Source organism: Kocuria rosea, assembly GCF_023715525.1.
Taxonomy (GTDB): Bacteria; Actinomycetota; Actinomycetes; order Actinomycetales; family Micrococcaceae; genus Kocuria; species Kocuria rosea_A.
Genome location: NZ_JAMBOG010000011.1, coordinates 1 through 20,753, shown reverse-complemented (window position 1 = coordinate 20,753; position 20,753 = coordinate 1). Strand labels below are relative to the sequence as shown.

The following is a 20,753-nucleotide window of genomic DNA, read 5'->3' as shown; positions in this document are numbered from 1 at the left end:
TGGGAACTCGGCGGGGGAGGAGGGCGCAGCAGTTGTCCCCCCAAGAGCCGATGTGCGGCCGGGAAGTTCTCAGCCTCGTCACAAGGGCGCGTGGGAGAATCGCGGCATGCAGGAGAACCTGGCCGCACAGCCCGTCCCGTCCACGCGCCCGCACGGCGTCAGCCTCGACGGGATCTCCGACCTGGACGCCGCCGTCCGGGCCGTGCAGGCCCACCCCGGGCCCGTGGAGATCCCCGTGGGCCCGGGCCAGCTCGCCGGCCGCCACCTGGGCTCCGTGCCCCGCCGCCAGGTGGGGGAGGCGCTGCGCGGGGCCGGTGCGGACCCGCTGATCGTCCGCGCGGCGGTCGCCCTCGACGACGACATCCCCGACGAGGGCGTCATCGCCGTCCTCGACGACCACCTGGCCCTCGCGGCGGGCCTGGGCGCCCGCTTCCTCGTGGTGCCCCGGGCGGGCATGAGGCACCGGGGCCGCAGCGAGGAGCAGGTCTACTCGATGCTGGCCGCCCTCGCCGAGGCCGCCTCCGCGCACGGTGTGCACCTGCTGCTGGAGACCGAGGGCGCCACCGTCGACGAGCTGGAGCTGCTGCTGTCGCTGGAGCAGGCCCGGGAGACCGGTGTGCTCGACGTCGACGACCGCTACGTCGCCTCCGTGGCGTGGAACGTCGCGGGCTCCACGGCGGCGGGGGAGGACCTGGCCGTCGCGTTCGCCCGGATGCGCTTCCTCCTGGACCGCGCCCCGCTGCTGGTGCGCGGTCTCGACGAGGCCACGCTCGCCGCGCTCTACGAGGCCGTCCCGGATCTGCGCCAGGCCGCCGCGGCGCGTCGCGTGCTGGTGGTCCTGATGAGCCCGGGGGCCACCGCCGCCTGATGGGCCGATGGTAGGGTGGGTCCTTGTGCACGACGTGCACCACTGCCGTTCCACGGCGGTGCTCCGCCTTGGTGTAACTGGCAGCACCCCGGCCTTTGGAGCCGTGGAGTCTAGGTTCGAACCCTAGAGGCGGAACGTCCGCGTCCTGCTCCCGAGACGGACACCCCCGGACGGACCCCGAGACGTAGTCTGCGCCCCCGCGGGGGCGTCCCGACGACCGAGGAGCTGCATACCGCCGTGACCACCTTTGAGACCTCCGCCCCGGCCGCGGGAACGGCGAGCGGCCCCGCGGCCGTCATCGTCCTCGCCGCCGGCAAGGGCACCCGGATGAAGTCCAAGACCCCCAAGATCCTGCACCGGATCGGGGGTCGTTCCATGGTTGGGCACAGCCTGGTGGCCGCCCGCAGCCTGCACCCCCGGCGCCTCGCCGCGGTCGTGCGCTTCGAGCGCGACCTCGTGGTCCCCCACGTGCTCGAGGAGGACCCCCACGCGCTGATCGTGGACCAGGACGAGGTGCCCGGCACGGGCCGCGCCGTCCAGGTCGCCGTGGAGGCCCTCGACGCCCAGGAGCGCTTGGCCGGGACCGTCGTGGTGACCTACGGCGACGTCCCCCTGCTTACCCCTGAGGTGCTCGCCCGGCTGGTCGCCCGCCACGAGGAGCGCGGCAACGCCGTGACCGTGCTGACCGCCGACCACGAGAGCCCCGGCGGCTACGGCCGGGTGCTGCGGGACGCGGACGGGTCCTTCCGCGAGATCAAGGAGGCCAAGGACGCCACCGCGGCCGAGCTCGCGGTCACCGAGATCAACTCCGGCATCTTCGCCTTCGACGCCGACGTCCTGCGCGCGGCCCTGGCGGAGGTCACCACGGACAACGCCCAGGGCGAGATGTACCTCACCGACGTCCCGCTGCTGGCGCGTAAGGCCGGCCACGCCGTGGACGCCCTGAAGATCGAGGACCGCTGGGAGGTCGAGGGCGCCAACGACCGCGTCCAGCTCGCCCAGCTCGGCGCCCACCTCAACCGTCGCGTCCTCGAGGCGCACATGCGCAACGGCGTGACCGTCGTGGACCCCGCGACCACGTGGATCGACGTGCAGGTCCGGATCGCCGCGGACGTCACGATCCTGCCCGGCACCCAGCTGCTCGGCGCCACCCGCGTGGCCGAGGACGCCGTGATCGGCCCGGACACCACCCTCACCGACGTCGAGGTCGGCCCCGGCGCCGAGATCGTGCGCACCCACGGCTCCGGTGCGGTGATCGGCGCCCGCGCGTCCGTGGGCCCCTTCGCCTATCTGCGCCCGGGCACGGTGCTGGGGCAGAAGGGCAAGATCGGCACGTTCGTGGAGACGAAGAACTCCCGGATCGGTGCCGGTTCCAAGGTCCCGCACCTGTCCTACGTGGGTGACGCCACCATCGGTGAGCACTCCAACATCGGGGCGGCCTCCGTGTTCGTGAACTACGACGGGGTGCGCAAGCACCGCACCGTGATCGGCGACCACGTCCGGATGGGCTCCGACAACATGTACGTCGCCCCGGTCAGCGTCGGCGACGGCGCCTACTCCGGGGCGGGGACCACCATCCGCAAGGACGTCCCGCCCGGGGCCCTGGCCCTGACCGAGGGCGCGCAGCGGATCGTCGAGAACTGGGTCGTGGAGCACCGCCCCGGCACCGCCGCGGCCGACGCCGCGCTGCGGGCCCAGGACGGCGGCTCGACCACCGCGCCCCCCGGTGCGGGCACCAGCACGGCCGCCCCGGCCCATCCCACGGGGAACACCACGGAGAACCTCCACGAAAGCGAGAACAAATGACCGGCATCACCAACAAAGGTGCCAACCGGATGGTCCTGCTGTCCGGGCGGGCCCACACCGAGCTCGCGGAGAACATCGCCGCGGAGCTCGGCACGGAGCTGATCCCCACGGACGCGTACGACTTCGCCAACGGGGAGACCTACGTGCGCTTCGGGGAGTCGGTGCGCGGGACGGACGCCTTCCTGATCCAGTCCCATCCGGCGCCGATCAACCACTGGATCATGGAGCAGCTCATCATGATCGACTCCCTCAAGCGGGCGTCTGCGAAGTCGATCACCGTGGTGTCCCCGTTCTACCCCTACGCCCGGCAGGACAAGAAGCACCGCGGCCGCGAGCCCATCTCCGCCCGCCTGGTCTCGGACCTGTACAAGACCGCCGGCGCGGACCGGCTGATGTCGGTGGACCTGCACACCGCGCAGATCCAGGGCTTCTTCGACGGGCCGGTGGATCACCTCATGGCCATCCCGCTGCTCGCCGAGCACGTGCGCTCGATCGTCGACATCGAGAACGTGACGGTCGTGTCCCCGGACACCGGGCGCGTGCGCGTGGCGGAGCAGTGGACCGAGCTGCTCGGCGGCTGCCCGCTGGCGTTCGTGCACAAGACCCGTGACATCACCCGGCCCAACCAGGCGCTGTCCAAGGAGGTCGTGGGGCAGATCGAGGGCCGCACCTGCGTGCTGATCGACGACATGATCGACACCGGCGGGACCATCACCGGGGCGGTGAAGGTGCTGCGCGAGAAGGGCGCCAAGGACGTCATCATCGCCGCGACGCACGCGGTGTTCTCCGACCCGGCCGTGGAGCGCCTGTCCTCGTGCGGGGCGCTGGAGGTCGTCGTGACGGACACCCTGCCCGTGCCCCCGGAGCACCAGTTCGAGAACCTCACGGTCCTCTCCATCGCCCCGCTGATCGCCCGGGCCATCCAGGAGGTCTTCGAGGACGGCTCCGTGACCAGCCTGTTCGACGGCCGTTCCTGAGACCGCGCACCACCGACGACGACGGCGCCCCTGGCCTTCCGCACGGAAGGCCAGGGGCGCCGTCGTCGTCGGGGGACCGGCTCAGACCGCCCAGTTGTAGCGGTAGAGGAACGCGGCCATCACGGCGCGGTTGACCGTGGCGTCGGGGCGGTAGGTGCCGTCGGGCCAGCCCTCGGAGATGCCCTCGGCCTGCAGCCAGGCCATCTCCTTGTAGAAGGCACGCCGGGTGGAGACGTCCTTGAAAGGGGACACCGCCGGCGGGGTGTAGGCGGGCTTGCCGGCCAGGCGGTAGAGGAACGCCGCCATCTGGTCGCGGGTGATCGCCTGGTCGGGCCTGTAGGTGCGCACCCCGGTGGAGGAGACCCAGCCGGTGGAGATGCCCTGGGCGCGCAGCCACGCCATCTCCTTGTAGAACGTGCGGGTGGTGGGCACATCGGCGAAGGGCGAGACCGCCGGCGGGGTGTAGGCGGGCTTGCCCGCCAGGCGGTAGAGGAACGCCGCCATCTGGTCGCGGGTGATCGACTGCGCCGGCATGTAGACCCGGGAGCCGCTCGAGGCCCATCCGCTGGAGATGCCCTTCGCGTTGAGCCAGGAGATCTCGTCGTAGAAGGTGTGGCCCCAGTACACGTCCTTGAACGCCGAGGTGATGTAGAGGGCGTCGTGGGTGTTCAGTTTCTTGCCGAGGCTGAACGGGTCTCCGGACTTCAGGAGCAGGTCCTTGAGCTGGTCGGAGGTGAACGCGGGGTTCTTCTGCTTCATCAGCGCCATGGTCCCGGCCACGTGCGGGGACGCCATCGAGGTGCCGTAGTCGTAGCGGACGTTGGCCGCCACCGGGACGGTCCTGCCCGTGTTGCCGGAGGAGAGGATGTGGTCCCCGGGAGCGTAGATGTCCACGGCGCCGCCGACGTTGGAGTAGTTGGCCACGCCGCCGGCGGAGGTCAGGGCGCCGACCGTGACCACGTTGTAGCAGTTGCCGGGCGCGTAGTTGATGGCCTGGGCGCCGTAGTTGTTGCCTGCGGCCACGACCACCGGGATGCCCTTGAACCAGGCCTTATTGATCGCGTTCTGCAGCAGGGCCGGGCAGGAGCCGTACATGCTCAGGGACATGTTGATCACGTTCGCCCGCTTCTTCGCCGCCGGCACCCCGGCCACCGGCTCCCCGGCCAGCCACAGCACGGCGTCGGCCATGTCGGAGACGTAGCCGGTGCCGCACGCACCCAGCGCGCGGGCGTTGAGCAGGGTCGCGTCCGGGGCGACGCCGACGGTGCCGTAGGTGTCGCGCTTGGCCGCGACGGTCCCGGCCACGTGGGTGCCGTGCCAGATCGAGTTCGAGGCGGGGGAGCCGCTGTAGCACTGGCCGTACCTCGAGTAGGTCCCCGGGTCCCGGGCGTCGGTGTCGCGGCCGGTGCCGTCGTTGCTCAGCGCCGTGCTGGAGACGAAGTCGTAGCCGCCGACGACCTTGGGGTCCAGGTCCGGGTGGTTGGCGAAGCCGGTGTCCACGACGCCGACGGTCATGCCCTTGCCGGTGGCGGTGTCCCAGGCCCGGAAGGCGCCCAGGGCGGGCAGCGCCCACATGGAGGGGACGCCGGAGTCGTAGGCGGCCGCGGCGGTGGAGCCCAGCCGGTCGGCCTCCGCGCCGGACATCCCCGGGATCTGGGCGGTGAAGACCAGCCGGTCCGGCTCCGCGTACTCGACCGCCGGGTCGGCGGCGATCTCCGCGGCCAGCTTCTCGGCCTCCTTGGCGGTGACCTCCGCGGAGAGCTCGACGACCTGCCCGCCGTCGGCTGTGGCCTTGAGCTCGGTGGTCTTCTCGGCCTCGGGGACGTGGGCCTTGTCGGCCGCCTTGTCGAGGATCTTCTCCTTCTGCGCCTTGCCGACGGGCGAGGCGTACTTGACGATCATGCGGTCGGTGGGCAGGTCCTTCGGGGGGGCCTGGACCGAGCTCGTCGAGGTGGGAGTGGGGCCCGGCGCGGCCGGTTCGGCGAGCGCCCCGGTGGCCGGCAGGGCGACCAGCAGGGCCGCGCCCAGGACCGCGAGGGAGGGGATGCGGTGCTTGTTCATGGTTTTCCTTAGTCCTGTGGGGGGTCAGGAGCGGTGGGCGTAGCGGTAGAGGAAGGTGGCCATCACGGCGCGGCTGATGCTCATGTCCGGGCGGTAGGTGCCGTCGTTCCAGCCCTGGGAGATGCCCTGGTCGCTCATCCAGGCCATTTCCTTGTAGAAGGCGCGCCGGGTGGGGACGTCCCGGAAGGGTGAGGCGGCCGGGGGCGTGTAGGCGGGTTTGCCGGCCAGGCGGTAGAGGAACGCGGCCGTCTGGTCGCGGGTGACGGCCAGGCCGGGTTTGAAGGTGCGCACCCCGGTGGAGGAGACCCAGCCGGTGGAGATGCCCTTGGCGCGCAGCCACGCCATCTCCTTGTAGAACGCGTGGTTGGTGGGAACGTCGACGAAGGGGGATTTGGCCGGTGGGGTGTAGGTGGGGGAGCCGGCGATCCGGTAGAGCGCGGCGGCGACCTGGTCGCGGGTCATGGTCTGGTTCGGGGCGAACGTGCCGTTGGGCCAGCCGCGCAGCACGCCGGTGTCCTTGACCCATTCGATCTGGGTGGCGAACACGTGGGTGGCCGGCACGTCCGTGAAGGGCCCGACGGCGACGATGGAGCCCTGGTCGCCGGAGGTCGGCACCGTGGTGCGGGTGTCGGCGGGGGCGGCTCCGGCGGGGTAGCCGTAGGAGGCGACGGTTCCTGCCAGGCGCCAGCCCTGCTTGGTGCCGGTGAGGGAGCCGTCGACGTAGGTCAGGCCGATGCCGATGACCTCCATCTTCGGGTCCGTCAGGATTTTGTTGTGGGCGCCGGAGCTCTTCCACCAGGCCATCAGCTCGTCGACCGAGACCTTCCAGGACACCGCGTGGATCTCTCCGGCGGCGTCGTAGGCGCCGGCGCGGTTGCGGTCGAGGAAGTCGGTGGTGTGGTCGATGACCTCCTGGCGGACCAGGCGGTCGGACTGGCCCTGGGCGATCTTGGAGATCGTGGCCGAGTACTTCACGGGGTTCAGGCCCTTGGACTTGCGGTGGGCGTTGATGAGGTCGAGCAGCCGCTGCGCGTCCGTGGCCCGGGTCTGGGCGGGGGTGGTCACGATGTCGGAGGTCGCGGCCGTGGCGGGCTCGGCGACGGAGAGGCTGGTCACGGTGAGCGCGGCCGTGACGGCAGCGGCGAGGAGGTGCTTGCGCATGGGAACGTCACCCATCTGTTCGGGTTGGAGGCATGGGAGTGCCGGGAAATGAGGCATGGGGGTGCCGAGGAAAGGGGGGAGGGCAGTGCCTCAGGAGCGGGTGGCGTAGCGGTGCAGGAACGCGGCCATCACGGCGCGGTTGACCGTGGCGTCCGGGCGGTAGGTGCCGTCGTCCCAGCCCTTGGAGATGCCCTTGGCCTGCAGCCAGGCCATCTCCTTGTAGAACGTGCGCCGGGTGGAGACGTCCTTGAAAGGGGACACCGCTGGCGGGGTGTAGGCGGGCTTGCCCGCGAGGCGGTAGAGGAACGCCGCCGTCTGGTCGCGGGTGATCGCCTGTCCGGGCTTGAAGGTGCGCACCCCGGTGGAGGAGACCCAGCCGGTGGAGATGCCCTTGGCGTTGAGCCAGGCGATCTCCTGGTAGAACTCGTGGGTGGTGGGCACGTCGGCGAAGGGGGAGACGGCCGGCGGGGTGTAGGCCGGGGACCCGGCGAGCCGGTAGAGCGCGGCGGCGATCTGGTAGCGCGTCATCGAGCTGGACGGGCGGTACGTGCCGTCGGACCAGCCGCGCAGCACCTCCCGGTTCTTCACCCAGGTGATCTCCTGGGCGAAGACGTGGGTGGCCGGCACGTCCTTGAACGGTCCCGGTGCCACCGGCGTCGGCGTCGGCGTCGGCGTCGGTTTGGGCGCCGGCTTGGGCGCGGGAGGGGCCACGTACGGCGCCTTGCCGCCGATGGGCTTGTAGGCGGGGTTCTTGGCGAGGTTCTGCAGGGCGGTGTAGCTGCCGTTGAAGACGTTGCTGTCCACCCCGGCGATGGCCGTCTCGGAGTACTGCCAGATGTCGTAGTTGCTCCAGCCCGACGGGAGGAGGCTGGGCTTGGTGACCTCGTAGGCGGCGATCATCATGGGGTGGTCGTTGAACGCGGTCGAGTTGTTGGTGCAGTCGTTCCACCAGTAGGCCCCGGTGTAGATCGCCGGCAGACGGCCGGTGCGGGCCTTGTACCGGTTGGAGAAGTCCCGGATCCAGTTCACCATCTGGGTCGGGGTCAAGTCGTAGCAGTGGTCGGCGGTGTATGGGGACTGCTCCATGTCCAGCAGTCCGGGCAGGGTGCGGCCGTCGGCGCTCCATCCGCCACCGTTGTTGATGAAGTGATCGGCCTGGGAGGCCCCGGAGGACCAGGAGGGGTTGGCGAAGTGGTAGGCCCCGCGGATGAGCCCCGCCGCGGTGGCGCCCTTCCACTGGCTGTCGAAGATCGACTTCGGGAAGATGTTGTGGGGGTAGTAGGTCCCCTCGGTCGCCTTGATGTAGGCGAACCGGGCACCGCCGTTCTTGGCCGCCGTCCAGTTGAACGCGCTGCCCTGGTGCCCGGAGACGTCGACGCCCAAGGTGCCCCAGTTCGGCCTGAACGCCGCAGCGGACAGCAGCGACGACGCGGCTCCGGTGACAGGTCCACCGTCGAGGACAGCTTCGGTCTGCTCGGCGACCTCCGCGGCGCGCTCGGCGTAGCCGGGCCCCTTGAGCCACTGGCCCATCACGGCCGCGCCGTTGGGCTTGCCGTCAACGAGCCGGGGGGTGGCCTGGGAGGCGTCGAACTCGATCGGCTCGCCCGTGGCCTTGTCCACCACGGAGGAGACGATGTTGCCGTCGATGTTCTCGACCTTGGAGACGAGATCGCCGTCGGTCTTGGAGTAGAGAGTAGTGCCGTCCGCGGCGGAGCTCTCGGGTGCCGCGGCGACGGGGGAGAAGGTGGTGATCGCCAGGATGGCTGCCGTGAGGGCAGCGGACAGCGTCAGTCGGGGGGGTGCTTTCACGCTGGAACGCCTAACTCGCATGGAACATGGGGGGACAACTCACGCGGGCCAAGGGTGGGGGGAAGTTCCTTTGGAGCCACCGGGAACGTTATATGTGCGTTTGCATGTTCGCTAGACCCATAGGTGTATTACTTGGCCCGATGTGGCCTCTGACCACGGAGAATTCGCAAAAGCACCTTGTCATGGCGGGGAGTTCGCCAGTTATGGGGACAATCCGCCTTTATGCTTCTGTTACGAACATCGGTGCGGTCCCGTCCCCCGGTCCGGTGTCCGAAGCCGTGCGCTGAACCTCTGAGCGCTCGCCGCCGCGACGACGGCGGCCGCCCCACCCGCCCCTCGAGGAGGACCATGCCCCCCACCCGCATCCTCACGGTCTGCACGGGCAACATCTGCCGCTCACCGCTCGCGGCGGTCGAGCTCAACCACGGCCTCAACGCCCTCTCCCCGGGAGGCTTCGAGGTCACGAGCGCCGGCATGCACGCGCTCGTGGACGAGGCGTTCGAGCACCGGGTCGGGAGGCTGGCCCGCGAGCGCGGCCTCGACCCCGATCTGCACCGGGCCCGCCAGGTGACCCCAGAGTTGCTGCGGGACGTGGATCTGGTGCTGGTCATGGCTCGTGAGCACCTGCAGCCGGTGCTGCAGCTGTCGCCGCGGCTGCTCAAGAAGGCCTTCCCCCTGCGGGAGTTCGCCCGGATCGTCCAGTACGTCCCCACGGACCCGGAGCTCGACGCCGCCGTGCCGGCCGAGTCCGCCGAGCGCTGGCGCTGGCTGGTCCAGCAGGCCCCGCGCGTGCGGCAGCGGGTGCTGGTGCGCCACCCCGAGCGCAACGACGTGATCGACCCCTACCGTCAGGAGGACAGCGTGCTCCAGCAGATGGCGGGGGAGCTGTTCGAGGCCACGGACGCGATCGTCGGCTGGGAGCGGCGGTACGCGCAGCGGGCCTGAGCCGAGGGCAACGACAAACGCCGTAGGGGCGCCTTCTGGAAAGGAAGGCGCCCCTACGGCGTCCTGTCGGCTCGTGCGGCGCTCAGGCCTGGTGCGAGCCGCTGTGGTGCTCCGGCTTCTGCCAGGCGGCGAGACCGAAGGTCTCGGCCTGCTCGGCGTCCGCGGGCTCCGCCTGGGCGGCGGGCGCGGCGACGGCGGCGGCCGGAGCGTCCGCCGTCGTCTCCTGCGCGGGCACGACCGCCGGTAGGGTGATCTCCCGGCCGCTCCTGTCGTCCTTCTCGTCCTCGGACTGCGCGTAGTAGGTCTTGCCGTAGTAGCCGTAGTACCCCGCGTCCGCACCCGACGTGGGCACGCGGTTGAGCACCACGCCCAGCACGTTGCCGTGCACCTGCCGGAGGTTGCCCAGGGCCTTGCCGAGCTCGTCGGTGGTGGTGCCCTGGGCGGTCGCCACGATCAGTGCGCCGTCGGCGGAGGCGGTGAGCAGGGCGGCATCGGTCACCGGCAGCAGCGGGGGAGCGTCCACCAGCACGAACGCGTCCTGGGCGAGGGTCTCCAGCATGCGGTGCATCGCCTTGGACGCCAGCAGCTCGGTGGGGTTCGGGGCGGTGCGGCCGGCGCCGAGCACCTGGAGGTTCGGGAACCGATCGTAGGTCTGCAGCACGTCCTCGACGTCGACCTGGCCGGTCAGCACGTCGGTCACTCCCACGCCGGGAACGAGGCCGAACAGCTCCGTCACCACGGGGCGGCGGAGGTCGCCGTCCACGACGACGACGTTGCGCCCGGCCGAGGCGATGGCCACCGCCAGGTTCGCGGTGATCGAGGACTTGCCCTCACCCGGCAGGGAGGAGGTGACTACGACAATCCGCGGCGGGCTGTCCACCGACACGAAGCTCAGGTTGGTGCGCAGCTCCCGCAGGGCCTCGGAGTAGGCGTGGTCGCCGCGGCCGCCGGAGAAACCGGTCTCGATGATCTCCCGGTGGTCGGCGAGCCGCTCGTCCGTGGGGATGATGCCGAGCACGGGCACGCCGAAGGACTCCTGGATCTCATCCACGGAGCGGATGCGGCGGTCCATCTTGTAGCGGGCGAAGGCGTAGAGCAGTCCGAGGCCCAGACCACCGACCAGGCCCAGCGCGAGGTTGAGTTTCGTGTTCGGTGAGGAGGGGGACAGCGGCAGGGAGGCGTTGCTCAGCGGCTGGACGGCCACACGGTTGATCGCGTCCTCATCGCCCTGGCTCTCAAGCTCCTGGACCTGGTCAGCAAGGGCAACAACCCACGCATTGGCGAGGTCGGCTGCTTCCGTCGGGTCCTCGGCGTCGGCGGTGATGCGCAGCTCCGGGGTATCCACCGGGACGTTCGTAGTGATGCGCGGTAGCAGGTCCTCCGGCGTGGAGTCGAGGCTCAACTCGTCGATCACTGTCTCGGCGACCGGGCGGGACATGGCCAGGGACTCATAAGAGACAGCCTTTGACTGCGCCAAATTATTGCCAGCAAGAGCACTGGCGAGGTCCTGCTCACCGGTGGCTACGACTAGCCCGGAGGCAGTCGCGGAGTAGACCTTCGGCTGCAGCAGCGTCCAGCCCAGTGCCAACAAAGTGCACACCAGCGTGATGATGGTGATAGCGCGCCAGTGGGTGCGCACCAACCGCGACAGGTCCCGGAGATCGAGGGCCGGAGCCTCCCGTTCGGCGTCAACGTGCTCCATGGTTCTCCTCGGTATCGTGCGTGGTGTCGGTCGCGGTCTGGGGCGGAGTGAGGTGAGCGGGATTCACTCGCGGATCTCGGCCTGGTGCTCCCGGTACCACTCGACCGTGGAACGGATGCCCTCCTCGAGGGAAATCTGCGCCGTCCAGCCGGCGGCGGCGAGCTTGGAGACGTCCATGAGCTTGCGGGGGGTGCCGTCGGGCTTGGAGACGTCCCACTCGATGCGGCCCCCGTAGCCGACCGCGTCGGCCACTAGTCCGGCGAGTGCCTGGATGGTGACATCCGTGCCGGTGCCGACATTGACGTGCTCGGGACCGTCGTAGTGCTCGAGCAGGTACAGGCAGGCATCGGCCATGTCGTCCACGTGCAGGAACTCCCGCAGCGGCGAGCCCGAGCCCCAGTTCGTCACGGATTCGGTCCCGGCGAGCCGGGCCGCCTCGTAGCGCCGGATCATGGCCGGCAGCACGTGAGATCCGGTGGGGGAGAAGTTGTCTCCGGGCCCGTACAGATTGGTGGGCATGGCTGAGATCCACGGCAACCCGTACTGGCGGCGCACCGCCTGGACCTGCAGGATGCCAGCGATCTTGGCGATCGCGTAGGCGTCGTTGGTCGGCTCCAGGTGCCCGGTGAGCAGATACTCCTCCCTCAGCGGCTGCGGGGCCAGCTTCGGGTAGATGCAGGAGGAACCCAGGAACAGCAGACGCTCCACCCCGTGCTCCAGGGCGGCGTCCAGGACGTTGACCTGGATCCTGAGGTTCTCGGAGAGGAAATCAACCGGGTAGCTGCTGTTCCCCATAATGCCGCCAACCTTTGCCGCGGCCAGCACCACGTAACGCGGCTTGGTTTCGGCGAAAAAACCGAACACGGACTGGCGGTCTTTAAGGTCCAGCTCAGAGGAAGTGCGGCCAATAAGGTCGGTAAATCCCTCTGCCTTCAAATTCCGCCATACTGCCGAACCGACGAGGCCCCGGTGGCCAGCCACGTAAAATGGAGCAGTGCGATCTAAGGGTGTTGGAGAAAAGCCTTGAATTCTCGACCCTTTTTCTTCGATGATCTCTGTATCAGACGATTGGGGAGTGGTGACCATAATTAATTACTCCTCAGTGGGGATGGAACTGATAGGAGGAAGCATCCAGCGTGACCCCAAAAAGTTGTCGAACTCGGGAGGTGAGAAAGGTGAAAGTCCAGAACCAGGGTACGGGGTAACCTCCCCGAAAAACACTCCTCTTGGTGTGTCGAATAAATCAACGCGCATGAAGTCATACTCAGAAGCAATTATCTCGGCCATCTGAATCATGAGGTCTAAGTGTGCTGGTCGGGGAATGGTTGGCGAATCCATGTGTAGAGATTTGGAAACCTCCAGGCGGTCCCAGTCCCGTGAAAAAATCGCCAATTTGTGGCCCTGAAATCTGTCCGTATCCACTTGGATTATCTGAACGATCCCATCAAAAACGAAAAACTTATAGTCATCGGGAGCATCGCTACCCTCTCCGATCCATTCTTCGAGGACGTACAACGGTCGGGCTCGCGTGTAGGCCCATTCACCGCGGTCTATCCCGATGTACGGATCGAGCCATGAATCTGTCTCGCGGGCTAGGTCATCTATTTTAGGCGTTCCTTTTCCCAGAATTACCCGTTGCGATCCATGATTGGGCTTTAGTACCCATCGGTCGGGAAAGTCCAATTGTTGCAATTCTTTTAAATTTGTGCCACTCCAGAGAGTGTGCGGAATTAATATGTCCTCGCAACGTGCAGCAACTTGCTCTTTCATGCGCAACTTGTCGCAGGTCCAAGAAAGTGAATCGCGGCGGTCGTACACCATTCGCCAGTTCACCTTCTCGTTGAATGTTTTAGGCTTCCGCAAATTAAGCCACTTTCGGTGGGCTCGCATGTATAGAATTTGTCGACGCCATGATAGAGGAAGTTTTCCCAGGATTGACCATGCTTGAGCCTTGGCGACGGATCTGGGTTGTCGCCACAACGTTGTACTGATCAATTAAGGGGGACACCTTTCGGATGTGAACTTAATCGCTTTACAAGACATTGCCAAATTTCCATATCTGGCAAGGTTAAGTATCTGCGGGTGTGCACGTAACTAGCTCCGATGATAACTTGACCATTCACCGACCTGGGTGAGCCTTCACTTACTCCAAGAGGCAAGCTCGACGGTGTCGACCCATCCGTCGGCGTTCTCCAGCATGGCGATGTCCGCGTCCACCATGAGGCGGGCGAGCTCGGGAGCCTTGATCGTGGCCTCCCAACCCAGCTTCTCCTTCGCCTTCGCTGGGTCGCCGATGAGGGCGTCGACCTCGGTGGGGCGCAGGTAGCGCTCGTCGAACTCGACGTGCTCGCGCCAGTCCAGGCCGGCGTGGCCGAAGGAGATTTCCAGGAACTCCCGCACGGTGCAGGGCTGGCCTGTGGCCAAAACGAAGTCCTCGGGCTCGTCAGCCTGCAACATCCGCCACATGCCCTCGACGTACTCCGCGGCGTAGCCCCAGTCGCGGATGGCCTGCAGATTGCCCATGTAAAGTTTGTCCTGCTTGCCAGCCTTGATGGCGGCGACAGCGCGGGTGATCTTGCGGGTCACGAAGGTTTCACCGCGGCGGGGCGACTCGTGGTTGAAAAGGATCCCGTTGACGGCGTACATGTCGTAGGCCTCGCGGTAGTTTTTGGTGATCCAATAGGAGTAAATCTTCGCCGCACCGTAGGGGGAGCGCGGGTAGAAAGGCGTCGTCTCGGACTGCGGCGGCGGGGTGGCTCCGTACAGCTCGGAGGTAGAGGCTTGGTAGTAGCGGGCGTCCACGTTGGCCAGGCGCATGGCCTCCAGGAGTCGGATGGTGCCCAGACCGGTGGTGTCCCCGGTGTGCTCGGGTTCTTCGAAAGAAACTTTCACGTGGGATTGCGCGGCGAGGTTGTATACCTCGTCGGGGCGGATCTGCGCCATCAGGGTGACCAGGCGAGAGCCGTCGGAGAGGTCCCCGTAGTGCAGGAACAGGCGTGCATCGGATTCGTGCGGGTCCGAGTAGAGATGATCAATCCGGTGGGTATTGAAGGTGGAGGCGCGGCGAATCAAGCCGTGGACCTCATACCCCTTCGAGAGCAGCAGCTCAGCGAGGTAGGAGCCGTCCTGACCGGTGATGCCCGTGATGAAGGCCTTTTTATGGGTGGCGTGCATGATCGTCCTTGGGGGAGGGGAACTGGGGTCTGTGGTCACTAGTGGGGACATGATTATGTTAGTGAACCCGGCCGCGGTTGGAGCTTACCGGTCGACATGTTGCGTAAGGGACCGAAGGGCCTCATCCCACCGACGCATCGCCGTCTCCTTGGACAGGTGCTCGGTGGCATAGCGTGGGCCGTTGCTTCCGAGCGTGGCGGAAGCGGCACGATCGGCGCCCATCTGCTCAGCTGTGCGGAGCAGCTCAGCGGGATCACCAGAGGGGATCACCCGACCGGCCTTTGAAGCCTCAACTTCTCCAGCCGTAGCACTCTCATCTTCCACCGCAGCCAAGACGGGGCGACCGGTCGTGAAGTAAGACGTCAATTTGCTCGGCACGCACATCTCCCGAATGCCCGGTTTCTCGTTGACGAGCAGAATGTCAGCTGAGGCCAGAGCGGCTGCGTACTTGTCATCGGGCAACGGGTCGATAAACTGTAGACGGTCGATGCCTTGCCCAAGGGATTCCAGTTTCTCTCGCTGACTTCCTGTGCCCAGGAGGACAAACCGAACCTTGGAGCTGGTATTGCCGGCCAGTCGAGCTGCTTCAATGACGTTTTCGAGGCCCTGCTTCACCCCCATGTTGCCGGCGTGAAGGACGACAATCTCGTCATCGGACCAGCCAAACCGCGCCCGGGCTGTGACTCTGTCAATTGACGGTTGTGGGGGAATATGGGACCAGTTTCGGTGGATTCTTACCCGTTCCTCCTCTACGCCGAAACCCTGAATTACCCGCCGTCCAAGCCGGTCATGGATAGCAATCACCTTGTCGGCACCCGACAGGATGGCCTTCTCAATGGCATGCATGACAGGTACCACGGCGGAAGTGGAAGCGTGAGCCTCCTCGAGGCCTTGGGAATAAAGATCATGCACCCAGATGGCCGTTCCCGGACGATTTTTCGACAGCTTGGTGCGTGCGGCGGCGATGGCGGACGAGAAGAGGGCAGGTGAGACGAGCAGTACAACATCAGGGCGGCTCCAGTCTGCGAGCACGGCCCGCGCGCCGAAGTGAATTTCCATCAGCCAGCGATTGATAAAACGTGGCTTCTGGGGGATGTAGTGACGCAACCGCAGTACGTCAACTTCTCCGTACCGCTCCTGTATGTTCCGACCGTCGTATCCGTCATAAATCTTCCACTGTGGGTAGTGAGGGAAGCTTGTTACCACTTTGACCTCCCAGCCCATGGCAGCCATCCCCTGTGCAAGGGACGTCGTGTACGGAGCGTTGCCGTTGGATTCGGGCGCGAAGTTGATACCGACAATGGTCAAACGTGGGGGCATGGTGGCGCTTTCGTCACACGGGCGGCAGTGCCGATGGGGGTCGAGCACTGCTGGCAAGGATGGGGTATAAATCAGACGATACATGTGACCACATCGAGAACCCGGTGATGCCCCCTGGCCCACACCGTGGCTCGCGTCACAACCCCCGCCCCCCACCCGCAGAGGTTCCCATGGCAACCGCAGCAGAACACGGGTCAGCCCACGCCGATATCCCCGTCATTGACCTCTCCAAGGCCCCCGGTGAACGGGAGGCCTGGGGGAAGCCCAAATGGGTGGTCTACCTTTGGGCCGCCACCGAGCTAGTCGTCGTCACCAACCCATGGCAGATCAGCTCCGGGCTCCGCGCTAGGGCCCTAAAAGTTTTCGGTGCCAAAATTGGGGATGGCGTCATCATCCGGCCTCGCGCCCGCATCAAGTTCCCCTGGAACCTAGAGATTGGCGACCGATCCTGGATTGGGGAGGGTGTTTGGATCCACAACCAGGACAAAGTCAACATCGGACAAGATGTCGTGGTGTCCCAGGAGACCTTCATCACCACTGGTAGCCACGCCTACCGCCGAAACATGGGGCTCATTACGAAACCTGTGTCGATCGAAGATGGCGCCTGGGTCACATCTCGGTGCGTCGTTACCGGTGGAGTGACCATTGGACGCTCCGCGTTAGTACAACCGCTCACACTGGTCAGCCGAAATGTTGAACCGAACACAATTATTGGTCCATCCGCCGCCGAAATTAAGGGTCGTCGCTTCGTCTTTGACCGGGAAGTTCGGAGTCTATGAAGATTATTCAGGTCGTCACATACATAAGTCCGGATGGGGCCTACGGTGGGCCAGCCCGTGTAGCTATGAATCAGGCCAAAGCACTTCGCGATATGGGTCATGACGTGGTTGTCGTAGCCGCGGCCGGTGGCTTCAAGGGACCATTGCCGAAAGAATATGACGGATTTCCGGTGCATCTATTTCCCAGTCGGCGCATCCTGCCGAAAACGGGCTTCGCAGGCCTTTGCTCTCCTAGTCTCACAATCTGGTTGACGAAAGCAGTGCGAGACGCTGATGTCGTCCACGTGCATCTCGCTAGAGACCTTGTTGCCCTCCCCGCCGCAGCTTTGGCGCTGATGGTGGGTAAGCGCCTCGTAGTCCAAACCCATGGGATGATTGATGCAACGGAGAAGTGGCTAGCTAAACCATTGGACTGGTTTTTGACTCGCCCCGTGTTAGCAAAAGCAAGTTCTTGCCTTTATTTGACGTCTGAAGAGCGTGATGATCTCCAAGGCGTTGCTAAAAGGAGTCTAAACTTGGAGCATTTGAAAAACGGAGTACCGATGCCGCGCGAAGAGGCTCGGGGCGTGCCCGTAAAGTTAGACCAACCCGCGAGTGTTTTATTCCTCGCCAGGTTGCATGAAATTAAACGACCTCTTACATTTGTTAAGGCAGCGCAAACGATTATTGAGCGAGGCCATGACGTAAGATTCCGTTTAGCAGGTCCCGACGAAGGTCAGGCGGCGGCGGTCCAGGACGCCATTGATGCAAATGGTCTTGGGTCTAACATAATGTATGAGGGTCCCGTCGCTCCGCATGAAACAGCTACTCGACTCGCCCAATGCGACGTTTACGTTTTGCCATCTTTGGATGAAACATTCCCGATGTCCGTAATTGAGGCACTTTCGGTAGGTAAGCCTGTCATTGTTACGAAAACATGTGGGCTCGCGCCATTCATTGAAAAGTCGGGGTCAGGAATTGTTGTGGACGGATCTGCGGAGGAAATATCGGAAGCTATCATGAAGATAGTGGACGACCCCATAACGAGGAATGATATGGAAAAACGTGCGCGGGCCCTTGCCCGTGAGGAATTTGCCATTTCAAGCGTGGCCAGGCAACTGATCAACATATACTCCGCAATTAAGAAATAGCAGTTCTCCACATTCCTTCGAGTATGCTCATTGCCTCTAGGTGTGCAGCGTCGTTGAATTATCTGAACGCTTGTTGGGTGGGACCATGGGTTATATCAAACCATCCTGCGGCGCCGTTGCTGTTGCGGGAGGGCGACCGGGAGAAGCTCGAGAAGCTCGTCCAGTCGTCTTTGGTGCGGGCCAGGCTGGCGCAGCGGGCAAGAATCGTGCTGCTGGCAGCTGACAAAATTTCCAACACCGAGATCGCACGAATGCTAGGCGCTACCCGGACCACGGTGATCGCTTGGCGGGCCCGTTACACTGCTGCCGGCGTCGCCGGACGGGCCGATCACGACCGGTCGTGCCTGCCCCGGCGGATCGATCACCGCGCAATTGTGGCGGCCATCCTGAGGCCGCCGCCGAAGAGACTTGCGGTCACCCACTGGTTCTCACGGCTGCTGGCCTCCTGACTGGAGATTGACCGCTCCACGGTGGCCAAGGCCTGGCGCGAGTACGGGTCGCGCCCTGGCGGAAGGGCACTTTCACGTTCTCCACCAACCCTTCACCTGGTCGTCAAGGTCGAGGGCGGGCTTTATCTGGCTCCGCCGGCCAACGGGCTTCTTGTTAAGCATGGACGAAGAGTTTTAGATTCAGGTTTTGGAGTGCACCGCCCCGGGGTTGACGATGCAACCGGGTAAGCCGGTAGCCCGCACCCATGACTACTTCCGGCACGGGACCTCAACCCCGTTCGCTGCCTTGGAGATCGCCACCGGCTACGTCACGGCCGCCTGCAAGCCCCGGTACCGATGCCAGGAGTTCTCCTGGCCTTCCTGAAGCAGATAGCCCGGGCCTACTCCGACCAGCGACTGCACCTGGTGATGGACAACTACGCCTCCCACAAGGCCCCGAGGTGAAGGCGTGGCTGGCCACCACCCCCCGGTTTCAAGTCCACATCACCGCGACCTCGGCCTCGTGGCCGAACCTGGTGGAGATGTGGTTCGGGATCATCGAACGTCAGGCCCTGCGCCGGACCGACGTCGCCTCGGTGGCCGAGCTCAACGCCAAGCTCCGCGCCTTCGTCACCGGCTGGAACGACCGCTGCCACCCCTTCGACTGAACCAAGACCAGCACCGGAACCCTCAAGACAGCCAACCGATCAACCACTTCAAAGACGGGCCACTAGGTGAACCTTCACCAGCTTTTACATAAATAGGAAGCGACACGGCCAGTCAACGGTAGGCGAGAGTGCGAGATGTCATGATAGACGTTGGGCCTTTACGCTACGGATCTAGATGCTGCCCCTCACGCAGGCTGAGTGGGTATACAACTCAGTTATCACGTGTTGTGGTTTGATTGCGAGGACACGATCGATACCGCATGCCCTCGGCTGTCCCTCCAGAGGGTAGAGTGTCCAGGAACACTGCGTCCAGGGAGGCCGAACGGTGGTTGCTGACCTTAGTCAGGTTCAGATAGTGGCGTTGACCATGGCGTCCGTAACAGGTGTCGCGACCGCCCTTTACATTGCTCACCGAATTGGTCGATTCCTTAATTTCAGAACGCTTGTTCTATTGAACTACGTACTAGTGTCATCTGTGTCAGGAATCGCTCACTTGGCCAACGACACAGCTGGCAAAGCCGGCTATTACGACATTCGTGGTCTTGACTCCATCAATGCGGCCATCGCGTCTACCTGCATCGGGCTCTTCGCTCTTTGTTCTGCTTTACTCCACCGGCTTCCATCGAAACCAGCTGGAGTAAAACAACCGCGCACTACATTTTCTTTAAGACGTAGTGAACGCCAATTGTTACTACTTTTGATTGTCGTCCTTCTCCCCCTCACAGTAGGATCGACAATCATAATTCAAAGTTACGCGGCAGAACTTGATAGCAATCGTATTGTAGCTGTCGACGGAGGCATGGCGAGGTACAGCTACGCCGCGAAGTGGTTTACTTGGGCTACTTCATTCGCAGCAATCTGGCTTGTAAGTACACGCTGGGGGCGAAACCGGCTTTTTACCATGACCGTTGCAGTGGTCTCAGTACTGGCCATTGTGGGGTCTTTGGCATGGAGCGGCGGGCGATCAATTATTCTAGTGATGACTCTTCCGCTGATCCTAATTTTGATGCCAAGACTACGCGGAACCACATGGCTTCTTTGGCCTATCGGCATTGCCGCGCTAGCTAATTATATTATCGCCTTAACAGTGCTGCGGGGAGGACGGGTGGATGCCTGGTCGCTGTCGGCATGGCTTGACTGGCAGTGGGGCCGTTTTTCAATGATGGGTTGGGCCCATCAGATGGTCGAGAAGAACGGCTTGATGTACGGCGAAACGTTCGCCTCTTCCACCGCGACCCTTTTCAGTGGTGTCGTTGGTCTTGTTGGGATTTCTTCCAATTTTCCGGACTGGATTAGCAGTACGCAACTCGCTGGCAGCAGTCTCCGCCGCGATGACACAACTTGGATAGTCCCCGGTATGAATGCCGAACTTTATCTTAATTTTGGTTTAGTCGGTGTTGCTTTTGGCTTTTATATTCTTGGGCGGGTAACTAATTGGATTGACAGAAAGTACTTTGAAAGTCCAAGTGTTCTTCTTCGCTTGTCATACGCTTATGTTGGGTCGCTGCTTATTTTCAGGTCGGCCCCCTCGGACTCCGGCTCGATCCCCACTTATCTCTTGTATATAGGAGCACCCCTTATTTTTAGTGGTGCATATTCGTACCACGTCAACAGACGTATGCATAGAAAAGATAAGGGGCTCCACAAATCAAACTGCGAACTTCCATTGGCTCAAGTGAAATGATGCCAGCCATTTTAGCATTTCAAAGCTAGCAAAACTATGGATTGGCGCATTTGTTTTAGAAAAAATATTGGCTTGGGGCAATTTCCTGAGTGTCTAGTGGCCCGTGTTTGAAGTGATCTGGCGGTTGGCTTTCTTCAGGACCTCATCGGGGGTCTTGGTCCATACGAAGGGGTGGCAACGGTCGTTCCAGCCGGTGACGAAGGCCCGGATCTTGGCGTTGAGCTCGGGTACCGAGGCGACA

General features: G+C 64.3%; 17 protein-coding genes and 1 tRNA gene. 10 read left to right on the top strand and 8 right to left on the bottom strand.

Annotated features, from left to right (window positions below; genetic code table 11):
• Positions 1 to 106 precede the first annotated feature (106 nt).
• From M3185_RS09530 to M3185_RS09515, 4 genes are all read left to right on the top strand, one after another.
• Positions 107 to 868 carry a hypothetical protein gene (locus M3185_RS09530; protein ID WP_251333435.1) on the top strand — a complete coding sequence of 254 codons (762 nt, stop codon included), beginning with the start codon at positions 107 to 109 and terminating at the stop codon, positions 866 to 868.
• Positions 869 to 930: 62 nt separating this feature from the next.
• Positions 931 to 1,003, top strand: a tRNA-Gln gene (locus M3185_RS09525).
• 102 nt (positions 1,004 to 1,105) lie between these two features.
• Positions 1,106 to 2,674, top strand: a complete 1,569-nt coding sequence (gene glmU / locus M3185_RS09520) for a bifunctional UDP-N-acetylglucosamine diphosphorylase/glucosamine-1-phosphate N-acetyltransferase GlmU (protein ID WP_308222189.1) — start codon at positions 1,106 to 1,108, stop codon at positions 2,672 to 2,674.
• Positions 2,671 to 3,651, top strand: coding sequence for a ribose-phosphate diphosphokinase (locus tag M3185_RS09515; protein WP_251333434.1), 981 nt, complete (start codon positions 2,671 to 2,673; stop codon positions 3,649 to 3,651). The genes glmU and M3185_RS09515 overlap by 4 nt, the downstream gene beginning before the upstream one ends.
• 81 nt (positions 3,652 to 3,732) lie before the next feature.
• Here the strand turns inward: M3185_RS09515 and M3185_RS09510 are convergent, their stop codons facing one another.
• From M3185_RS09510 to M3185_RS09495, 3 genes are all read right to left on the bottom strand, one after another.
• The gene (locus M3185_RS09510) at positions 3,733 to 5,712 is read right to left on the bottom strand and encodes a S8 family serine peptidase (RefSeq protein WP_251333433.1); all 1,980 of its coding nucleotides are present in this window, start codon (positions 5,710 to 5,712) and stop codon (positions 3,733 to 3,735) included.
• 24 nt (positions 5,713 to 5,736) lie between these two features.
• Positions 5,737 to 6,873: a CAP and S-layer homology domain-containing protein gene (locus M3185_RS09500; protein WP_285859720.1), complete on the bottom strand. Its 1,137-nt coding sequence runs from the start codon at positions 6,871 to 6,873 to the stop codon at positions 5,737 to 5,739.
• Between the two features lie 90 nt (positions 6,874 to 6,963).
• Positions 6,964 to 8,682: a GH25 family lysozyme gene (locus tag M3185_RS09495; RefSeq protein WP_251333432.1), complete on the bottom strand. Its 1,719-nt coding sequence runs from the start codon at positions 8,680 to 8,682 to the stop codon at positions 6,964 to 6,966.
• Between the two features lie 348 nt (positions 8,683 to 9,030).
• Here M3185_RS09495 and M3185_RS09490 point away from each other — a divergent pair, with 348 nt between their 5' ends.
• On the top strand, positions 9,031 to 9,627 hold the full coding sequence (locus M3185_RS09490) for an arsenate reductase/protein-tyrosine-phosphatase family protein (protein WP_251333431.1): 597 nt from the start codon (positions 9,031 to 9,033) through the stop codon (positions 9,625 to 9,627).
• Between the two features lie 82 nt (positions 9,628 to 9,709).
• Here the strand turns inward: M3185_RS09490 and M3185_RS09485 are convergent, their stop codons facing one another.
• The 5 genes from M3185_RS09485 to M3185_RS09465 form a co-directional block, all read right to left on the bottom strand.
• Positions 9,710 to 11,329 carry a polysaccharide biosynthesis tyrosine autokinase gene (locus tag M3185_RS09485; RefSeq protein WP_251333430.1) on the bottom strand — a complete coding sequence of 540 codons (1,620 nt, stop codon included), beginning with the start codon at positions 11,327 to 11,329 and terminating at the stop codon, positions 9,710 to 9,712.
• Positions 11,330 to 11,392: 63 nt separating this feature from the next.
• Positions 11,393 to 12,358: a GDP-L-fucose synthase family protein gene (locus M3185_RS09480; protein WP_251333523.1), complete on the bottom strand. Its 966-nt coding sequence runs from the start codon at positions 12,356 to 12,358 to the stop codon at positions 11,393 to 11,395.
• 63 nt (positions 12,359 to 12,421) lie between these two features.
• Entirely contained in the window at positions 12,422 to 13,219 is a 798-nt protein-coding gene (locus M3185_RS09475) for an ATP-grasp fold amidoligase family protein (RefSeq protein ID WP_285859719.1), read from the bottom strand.
• Between the two features lie 249 nt (positions 13,220 to 13,468).
• Positions 13,469 to 14,503, bottom strand: a complete 1,035-nt coding sequence (gmd, locus tag M3185_RS09470) for a GDP-mannose 4,6-dehydratase (RefSeq protein WP_251333428.1) — start codon at positions 14,501 to 14,503, stop codon at positions 13,469 to 13,471.
• An 84-nt stretch (positions 14,504 to 14,587) separates the two neighbouring features.
• Positions 14,588 to 15,907 carry a glycosyltransferase family 4 protein gene (locus M3185_RS09465; protein ID WP_251333427.1) on the bottom strand — a complete coding sequence of 440 codons (1,320 nt, stop codon included), beginning with the start codon at positions 15,905 to 15,907 and terminating at the stop codon, positions 14,588 to 14,590.
• Between the two features lie 86 nt (positions 15,908 to 15,993).
• Here M3185_RS09465 and M3185_RS09460 point away from each other — a divergent pair, with 86 nt between their 5' ends.
• From M3185_RS09460 to M3185_RS09440, 5 genes are all read left to right on the top strand, one after another.
• On the top strand, positions 15,994 to 16,602 hold the full coding sequence (locus tag M3185_RS09460) for an acetyltransferase (RefSeq protein ID WP_251333426.1): 609 nt from the start codon (positions 15,994 to 15,996) through the stop codon (positions 16,600 to 16,602).
• Entirely contained in the window at positions 16,599 to 17,732 is a 1,134-nt protein-coding gene (locus tag M3185_RS09455; protein ID WP_285859718.1) for a glycosyltransferase, read from the top strand. The genes M3185_RS09460 and M3185_RS09455 overlap by 4 nt, the downstream gene beginning before the upstream one ends.
• Positions 17,733 to 17,785: 53 nt before the next feature.
• Positions 17,786 to 18,181 carry a helix-turn-helix domain-containing protein gene (locus M3185_RS09450; protein WP_251333424.1) on the top strand — a complete coding sequence of 132 codons (396 nt, stop codon included), beginning with the start codon at positions 17,786 to 17,788 and terminating at the stop codon, positions 18,179 to 18,181.
• A gap of 440 nt (positions 18,182 to 18,621) precedes the next feature.
• A complete protein-coding gene (locus M3185_RS09445; protein WP_251333423.1) occupies positions 18,622 to 18,828 on the top strand; it encodes a hypothetical protein in 207 nt (68 codons plus the stop codon).
• A 493-nt stretch (positions 18,829 to 19,321) separates the two neighbouring features.
• On the top strand, positions 19,322 to 20,512 hold the full coding sequence (locus M3185_RS09440; RefSeq protein WP_251333422.1) for an O-antigen polymerase: 1,191 nt from the start codon (positions 19,322 to 19,324) through the stop codon (positions 20,510 to 20,512).
• Positions 20,513 to 20,753: the final 241 nt, after the last annotated feature.

Coding starts and splice junctions, on each gene's coding strand:
- M3185_RS09530 (WP_251333435.1), top strand. CDS start 107: ATGCAGGAGAACCTGGCCGCACAGCCCGTCCCGTCCACGCGCCCGCAC.
- M3185_RS09515 (WP_251333434.1), top strand. CDS start 2,671: ATGACCGGCATCACCAACAAAGGTGCCAACCGGATGGTCCTGCTGTCC.
- M3185_RS09510 (WP_251333433.1), bottom strand. CDS start 5,712: ATGAACAAGCACCGCATCCCCTCCCTCGCGGTCCTGGGCGCGGCCCTG.
- M3185_RS09500 (WP_285859720.1), bottom strand. CDS start 6,873: ATGCGCAAGCACCTCCTCGCCGCTGCCGTCACGGCCGCGCTCACCGTG.
- M3185_RS09490 (WP_251333431.1), top strand. CDS start 9,031: ATGCCCCCCACCCGCATCCTCACGGTCTGCACGGGCAACATCTGCCGC.
- M3185_RS09485 (WP_251333430.1), bottom strand. CDS start 11,329: ATGGAGCACGTTGACGCCGAACGGGAGGCTCCGGCCCTCGATCTCCGG.
- M3185_RS09475 (WP_285859719.1), bottom strand. CDS start 13,219: ATGCGAGCCCACCGAAAGTGGCTTAATTTGCGGAAGCCTAAAACATTC.
- gmd (WP_251333428.1), bottom strand. CDS start 14,503: ATGCACGCCACCCATAAAAAGGCCTTCATCACGGGCATCACCGGTCAG.
- M3185_RS09465 (WP_251333427.1), bottom strand. CDS start 15,907: ATGTATCGTCTGATTTATACCCCATCCTTGCCAGCAGTGCTCGACCCC.
- M3185_RS09460 (WP_251333426.1), top strand. CDS start 15,994: ATGGCAACCGCAGCAGAACACGGGTCAGCCCACGCCGATATCCCCGTC.
- M3185_RS09455 (WP_285859718.1), top strand. CDS start 16,599: ATGAAGATTATTCAGGTCGTCACATACATAAGTCCGGATGGGGCCTAC.